At 48.6% G+C, this 292-nt stretch carries 1 tRNA gene and 1 rRNA gene; both read right to left on the bottom strand.

The window, feature by feature from the left end:
- A tRNA-Asp gene (locus AACV33_RS06235) sits at window positions 1–77 on the bottom strand.
- A gap of 97 nt (window positions 78–174) precedes the next feature.
- Window positions 175–290 (bottom strand): 5S ribosomal RNA (gene rrf, locus AACV33_RS06230).
- Window positions 291–292: the final 2 nt, after the last annotated feature.

The raw sequence follows: 292 nt of genomic DNA, 5'->3' as shown, positions 1-292 counted from the left end.
TGGCGGAGTGGACGGGACTCGAACCCGCGACCCCCGGCGTGACAGGCCGGTATTCTAACCAACTGAACTACCACTCCGCAGTGTCTATTCAGCATTATGCTATTACTTAAATAAAACGTGTCAGCGTTTTATTCTTTGTCTTCATCTTCTAAAAAAGATAAAAACTTAATTCAAGCCTGGCGATGTCCTACTCTCACATGGGGAGACCCCACACTACCATCGGCGCTATTACGTTTCACTTCTGAGTTCGGCATGGGATCAGGTGGGTCCATAACGCTATGGTCGCCAAGCA

The organism is Aliivibrio sp. SR45-2 (assembly GCF_963890165.1).
Classification (GTDB): Bacteria; Pseudomonadota; Gammaproteobacteria; order Enterobacterales; family Vibrionaceae; genus Aliivibrio; species Aliivibrio salmonicida.
The sequence above is the reverse complement of the archived record's forward strand: the minus strand, read 5'-3'. Positions and strand labels throughout refer to the sequence as shown.